We start from the raw sequence: 6,565 nt of genomic DNA, 5'->3' as shown, positions 1-6,565 counted from the left end.
CTACAAAAGGCGCTGGGCCATCGAGCTGTTCTTCCGGTGGGTCAAGCAGACGCTCAAGATCAGGCATTTTCTCGGGCGCGGCGAGAACGCCGTGCGCATCCAGATCGCCGTGGCGCTCATCGCCTTCCTCATCCTGCGCCTCGCCCAGGCCGCCCAGAACGCCATTCAAAGCCCGCTCGCCTTCGCCAGGCTCGTGCGCGCCAACCTCATGCACAAAAAGCGCATCGACCGCCTGATCGAGCCACCCCCAGAGCCGTCCAAGGACCCCAACCAAATGCTCCTGCAATGGGCGTGAAATTAAACCGGACAGCCGTGGGCCTGACCTTGGCATCCATTCCGTTCCGCTCTCGAATGGCGCGCAAGGCCGCTTCGTGCTAGCGGCCAAGAAGGAGGGTGCAGGCCATGAAGAAAGCCGAGCGGGCGCTGCGGGAAAAGATCGTCGCGCTGTGCCGTCAGATGAACGCCTCGGGGCTCAATCAGGGCACCTCCGGCAACATTTCGGCGCGGTTCGAGGACAAGCTTCTCATCACGCCGAGCGGCATCCCTTACGAGGAAATGCAGCCGGAGACGATCGCCGCGCTGGCGCTCGAAGGGGAATACGGGGCCTTTGACGGCCCGAAAAAGCCTTCCAGCGAATGGCGCTTCCATCTCGACATCGCCAAGGCGCGGCCGGAAGTCGGCGGCATCGTGCATACCCATTCCACCTTCGCGACCGTGCTCGCCATCGCCCGCAAGGAGATCCCGGCCTGCCATTACATGGTGACGGCCTTCGGCGGGCCGGACATACGCTGCGCCCCCTATGCGCGCTTCGGCTCCAAGGAACTGTCGGAGCACGCCGTCGCCGCGCTCGATGGCCGCAAGGGCTGCCTCCTCGCCAATCACGGCATGATCGCCCTCGGCGAGGATCTCGACAAGGCGATGTGGCTCGCCGTGGAGCTGGAGACGCTGGCGAGGCAATATTATCACGCGCTCCTCATCGGCGGGCCGGTGCTGCTGACGGAGGCGGAGATCGCCGAGGCGGCCGAGGCGATGGCCGGCTACGGGCCGGCGGCGCAGGATGCGCCGGAGGTCAGCCCGCCCAGGCCTCGGCGGGCGCGCCGGCGCTGAGGAAGGCGGCCGCCATCAGCCGCTTCGTGTAGTCCTGGCGCGGGCGGGCGAAGATTTCCTCCGTCTCGCCCTCCTCCACCGCCCTGCCGTCCTTCATCACCAGAACCCGGTCGGCGAGCGCGCGCACCACGGCAAGGTCGTGGCTGATGAAGAGATAGGTGAGGCGATGTTCCGCCTGCAGGCGGCGCAAGAGCTCCACGATCTCCTTCTGCACCGAGCGGTCGAGGGCGGAGGTCGGCTCGTCGAGGACGAGAAGCTTCGGCTTCAAGATCATCGCCCTTGCGATGGCGATGCGCTGGCGCTGGCCGCCGGAGAATTCGTGCGGGTAGCGCGTCTGCATGGCGGGGTCGAGCTGCACCTCCTTCAGCGCCGCCGCCGCGCGCCGGTCGCGTTCGGCGCGGCTCAGGGAAGGCTCGTGGACGAGAAGGCCCTCGGTGACGATCTCCCCGATTGTGAGGCGCGGCGAGAGCGAGCCGTAAGGATCCTGGAAGACGATCTGCAACTGGCGGCGCAGGCCGCGCTCGCGGCGAAGGTTCAGCCCGGCGATGTCGCGGCCGAGAAAGGCGATCTCGCCCTCGCTCGGCACGAGGCGCAAAAGGGCGCGGGCGAGGGTCGACTTGCCGGAGCCGGAGTCGCCGACGACGCCGAGCGTCTCGCCCTCGCGAAGGGTCAAGGTCAGCCGGTCGACGGCCTTCAGCTCCTGGCGCTGCCGGCCGAGAAAGCCGCCGCCGAGCGGGAAGGCGACCGAGACGTCGCGGCCTTCCAGAATCACCGGTGTGGCCTCATCGACGGGCGGCTTTCTTCCCGCCGGCTCGGCGGCGAGCAGCATCCTGGTATAGGCGTGGCGCGGGGCGGCGAAGATATCGGCCACCGGCCCTTCCTCCACCACCTTGCCCTCGCGCATGACGTAGACGCGCTCGGCGAAGCGGCGGACGATGCCGAGATCGTGGGTGATGAAGACGATGCCCATGCCGAGCCGGTCCTGCAGCTCCCGCAAGAGCTTCAGGATTTCCGCCTGGATGGTGACGTCGAGCGCCGTCGTCGGCTCGTCGGCAATCAGAATGTCCGGGTCGTTGGCGAGCGCCATGGCGATCATCACCCGTTGGCGCTGGCCGCCGGAGAGCTCGTGCGGATAGGCGTCGATGCGGCGCTCCGCGTCGGGAATGCGAACCAGCTTCAGGAGCTCCAGCGCCCGCTTCCTTGCGGCGCGCCAGGAAAGGCCGCGATGATAGACCATGGGCTCGGCGATCTGCCGGCCGACGCGGTAGAGCGGGTCGAGCGAGGACATCGGCTCCTGGAAGATCATGGTGATCTTCTCGCCGCGGATGCGGTTGAGCCGGCGCGGGGAAAGGGCAAGAAGGTCCTCGCCGCGATAGAGCGCCCGGCCGGAGGCCGTTCCGTTCGCGGCCAGAAGGCCCATCAGCGCCATCACCGTCTGGCTCTTGCCGGAGCCGGATTCGCCGACGATCGCCACCGTCTCGCCGGCGGCGAGGGTGAAGTCGACGCCGCGCACGGCGTGGACGGGCCCGTCGGCGAGCCGGAAGGCGACGTTGAGGTCGCGCACGGCGAGTAGGGTTTGGCGCTCCTTGCCCGCTCCCCCCGTCATCTCAGCGGTCCTTCGGGTCGAGCGCGTCGCGCAGCCCGTCGCCCAGGAAATTGAGGGCGAAGAGGAGGAGGGCGAGGGCGATGGAAGGGTAGATGAGGAGCCAGCTCGCCCCTTGCATGTTCTTGGCGCCCTCGGAGATGAGGACGCCGAGGCTGGTCAGCGGCTCCTGCACGCCGAGGCCGAGGAAGGAAAGGAAGCTTTCCAGAAGGATCACCTTCGGCACCAAAAGCGTCATGTAGACGGCGACGGGGCCGGTGACGTTGGGGATGATGTGGCGGCGGACGATGCCGGCGTCGGAAACGCCGAGCGCCTCGGCCGCCTCGACGAATTCGCGGCGCTTCAAGGAAAGCGTCTGGCCGCGGACGATACGCGCCATGTCCAGCCATTCCACCGCCCCGACGGCGATGAACATCAGAACGAGATTGCGGCCGAAGAAGACGACAAGAAGGATGACGAAGAAGATGAAGGGCAGGGAATAGAGGATATCGACGATGCGCATCATAACGTTGTCGACGCGCCCGCCGAGATAGCCCGCGGTGGCGCCCCAGGTGACGCCGATGACAAGCGCGACGGCGGTCGCCAGAAGGCCGATGGCGAGCGAGATGCGGATGGCCATCAGGATGCGGGCGAAGAGGTCGCGGCCATTGCCGTCGGTGCCGGCGATGAAGAAGAGCCGCGCCACCTCCGCCTCCAGGACGGCGCTCCGGCCGTCGGCGGAGGTCTCGGCAAGGCGCACGCGGGAGAAGAGGTCGGAGCGCTCGACATAGCGGATCATGCGCGGGTCGATGGGCTCCTCGTCGGAAATCTCGGCGCGCACCGTGTCGCCCGCAACCGTCACGGCGCCGATATCGACACGGGCGCGGGCGAGCGAACGCTGCATTTCCGGGACGATGCGGTCCTCGTGCGGATAGGCCTCAAGGCTCGCCGGCACGCGCACATATTCCGAATAGACGCGGTCGTAAGGGTGCGGCCAGAGCGCCGGGCCGAGGATGGAGGCGAGCGCCATCACCGCGAGGATGAGAAGGCTCGCCATCGCCGCCCTGTTGCGGGCGAGGCGGGCGAGCGCGTCCTGCCAGAGCGAGCGGCCGGAGACCGGCTCCTTGAGGGTGACGGGCTCCTCGGCGAGCGACATCAGCCCTACCTCACGCGTTGAACCGAACCCTGGGGTCGAGCCAGGCATAGAGAAGGTCGACGACAAGGTTGAAGAGGACGACGAAGAGCGAGACGACGACGACCGTGCCCATGACCAGCGTGTAGTCGCGGTTGAGCGCGGCCTGGACGAAATAGCGGCCGATGCCGGGAATGCCGAAGATGGTCTCCACGACGATGGAGCCGGTGAGAAGCGCGGCCGCCGCCGGGCCGAGATAGGAGACGACCGGCAGGATGGCGGCGCGAAGGGCATGCACGGCGACGACGATGCGGGTCGGCAGGCCGTAGGCGCGCGCCGTGCGCACATGGTCGGAGCGCAGCGCCTCGATCATGGCGCCGCGGATGAGGCGGGCGACGATGGCGATCTGCGGCAGGGCCAGGGTGAGGACGGGCAGGATTTTATTGGCAAGAGCCCCGTCGCCCCAGCCGCCGGCCGGCAGCCAGCCGAGCGAGACGCCGAAGATGAGGGACAGGACCGGGGCGACGACGAAGGGCGGGACGGTGATGCCGAAGGTGGCGATGCCGACGACGAGATAATCGGCGGCGGAGTTCTGGCGCAGCGCCGCGATGCAGCCGAGGAAGGTGCCGATGAGGAGCGCCAGGGCGAGGGCGGAGGCGCCGAGCTGGATGGAGACCGGCAGGCCGGCGGCGAAGAGGTCGGCGACGGTGAAGTCGCGATAGACGAAGCTCGGGCCGAGATCGCCCCTCAAAAGGTTGGAGAGGTAGAGGAAGTACTGGCGCCAGAGCGGCTCGTCGAGGTGATAGAGCCGGTTGAGATTCTCCATCACCTTGGCCTCCAGCGGCCGCTCCAGGTGGAACGGCCCGCCGGGGGCAACGCGCATCAAGAAGAACGAGATGGTGACGATGAGAAAGAGCGTCGGCACGGCGCTCAACAGGCGCTTGAGGGCATAGGCGAGCATCGCCGCGCCGCCTCAGGCGCTGCCGGCAAGGCAAGAGCGCGAGAGCCGGCCGTCGCCGGCCCCCGCCGGGCACGGGCGGCTCATGGGGCGAGCGAGAGCCATCTGCTGCCGTGGACGTTCTGGAGATTGTCCTGCCAGCCCTGCAGCCTGTCGGAGACGAGGTTCAGCGAGGAATAGAAGAGAAGCGGGATATAGGGCAGGTCGCGCATGAAGATTTCCTCCGCCTGGCGCAGGATCTCAGCGCGCGCGTCAAGGTCGGAGGTCTCGGCCGCCTCGTCGAGAAGAGCGTCGTATTCCGGATTGGCGTAATTGGCGTAGTTGAAGCCGGAATTGTCGCTCTTGACCAGGAAGAGGAAGTTCTGCGGGTCGGAATAGTCGCCGATCCAGCCAGCGCGGGCGATGTCGAAATCGCCCTTGTCGCGCAGATAGGCGTAGTGCGAGGCGCCGTCGACATTGACGAAGGTCGTCGTCACGCCGATCGCCTTCCACATATCTGCGATGGCGGTCGCCGTGTTCTGGTGGTTCTCGGAGGTGTTGTAGCGGATCTCCACGACAAGCGGGTTGTCCGGGCCGTGGCCGGCGGCCTCCAGAAGCTCCTTCGCCCTGTCCTCGCGGTCGAGGGGGTCCATGTCCTTGTAATCGGCGCTCGCGCCCTGCGGGTAATTGCCGATGCCCGGCGGCACGAAAGCATAGGCGGGCAGCATGGCGCCGGCCCAGATCTCCTCGGCGACGAATTCGCGGTCAATCGCCATGGAAAGGGCCTGGCGGATGCGGATATCGGCGAGTTTCGGTTTGTCGGCTTTGACGGCGTAATAATAGATGCCGAGATAGGGCGCGATGCGCACCGCATCGCCGAGCTTGTCCTTCACATAGGCCATCTGCTCGGTGGGAATGTCGGAGCAGGAATGCACCTCGCCGGCCTCAAAGCGCCTGAGACAGGCGGAGCGGTCCTCAAAGGGGATATAGACGACGCGGTCGATGGCGACGTTGTCGGCGTCGTGGAAGGTGTCGCTCTTTGAAAGCACGATCTTGTCGTTGGGGGTGAACTCGGCGAGCGTATAGGCGCCGTTGGTCACCATGTTTTCCGGCCTGACGAAATCGGTGCCGTGCGCCTCCACGGAGGCCGGATGCACGGGAAGAGCGGTCTGGTGGGTCAAGAGCTCCAGGAAATAGGACGTGCGGTTTTCCAGCGTGATCTGGAGGGTCTGCGAATCGGGCGCGGCGACGCCGAGCTCCTCAGGCGCCATATCGCCGGCATGGACGGCTTCGGCGTTCTTAATCGGGTAGAGGATGGTGGCGTATTTGGCGCCCGTTTCGGGGGTGAGGATGCGCCGCAGCGAATAGACGAAATCTTCTGCCTTCACGGCATCGCCGTTCGACCATCTGGCGTCCTCGCGCAGGCTAAAGGTCCACAGACGGCCGTCGTCGGAGACCTGCCAGTCGGTGGCGACGCCCGGCACCACTTCGGCGGCCGGGTCCTGGACGACGAGACCCTCGTAGAGATCGCGCAGGATGTTGGCCTCGGAGACCGTCGAGGTCTTGTGCTGGTCGAGCGTTTCCGGATCGGAATCGTTGCCGCGCATATAGGTGACTTCGGCGGCGGCGGCGGCCGAGGCCAGCAGGGCCGCAAGAGCGGCGCCCGCGGCGAGCCTGATGAGCTTGCCCGTCATGGTGTTGCCTCCGTAAGCGCCGGCCCGGCGAGGCCGGCCATATGCGAGGAGACTATGCACAAACGCGCGCGAGGCAACGCTGACCTTGAGGAAGGCTGAGCGGAAAGCGCGCA

General features: G+C 66.9%; 6 protein-coding genes. 2 read left to right on the top strand and 4 right to left on the bottom strand.

All coding sequences use genetic code 11. From position 1 onward, the window contains the following. Both Q331_RS0102020 and Q331_RS0102015 read left to right on the top strand, forming a co-directional pair. Window positions 1-295 (top strand): IS4 family transposase (locus tag Q331_RS0102020; protein WP_026379300.1); only part of this gene is annotated, 295 nt, incomplete at its 5' end. 107 nt (window positions 296-402) lie between these two features. Continuing rightward, window positions 403-1,107: a class II aldolase/adducin family protein gene (locus Q331_RS0102015; RefSeq protein WP_084174607.1), complete on the top strand. Its 705-nt coding sequence runs from the start codon at window positions 403-405 to the stop codon at window positions 1,105-1,107. On the opposite strand, the gene Q331_RS19535 is transcribed toward Q331_RS0102015, so the two are convergent. From Q331_RS19535 to Q331_RS0101995, 4 genes are all read right to left on the bottom strand, one after another. Further along, on the bottom strand, window positions 1,070-2,713 hold the full coding sequence (locus Q331_RS19535) for an ABC transporter ATP-binding protein (RefSeq protein ID WP_034490603.1): 1,644 nt from the start codon (window positions 2,711-2,713) through the stop codon (window positions 1,070-1,072). The two genes, Q331_RS0102015 and Q331_RS19535, sit on opposite strands and share 38 nt — an antisense overlap. A gap of 1 nt (window position 2,714) precedes the next feature. Further along, a complete protein-coding gene (locus Q331_RS0102005; protein WP_026379298.1) occupies window positions 2,715-3,845 on the bottom strand; it encodes an ABC transporter permease in 1,131 nt (376 codons plus the stop codon). A 10-nt stretch (window positions 3,846-3,855) separates the two neighbouring features. Next, window positions 3,856-4,782: an oligopeptide ABC transporter permease OppB gene (oppB, locus tag Q331_RS0102000; RefSeq protein ID WP_026379297.1), complete on the bottom strand. Its 927-nt coding sequence runs from the start codon at window positions 4,780-4,782 to the stop codon at window positions 3,856-3,858. Window positions 4,783-4,862: 80 nt separating this feature from the next. Further along, window positions 4,863-6,452, bottom strand: a complete 1,590-nt coding sequence (locus tag Q331_RS0101995) for a peptide ABC transporter substrate-binding protein (protein WP_026379296.1) — start codon at window positions 6,450-6,452, stop codon at window positions 4,863-4,865. Between the last annotated feature and the right edge of the window lie 113 nt (window positions 6,453-6,565).

Origin of the sequence: Afifella pfennigii DSM 17143 (genome assembly GCF_000688515.1) — a bacterium.
Classification (GTDB): domain Bacteria; phylum Pseudomonadota; class Alphaproteobacteria; order Rhizobiales; family Afifellaceae; genus Afifella; species Afifella pfennigii.
Note: the sequence above shows the minus strand (reverse complement) of the source record. Positions and strands in the feature narration are given on the sequence as shown.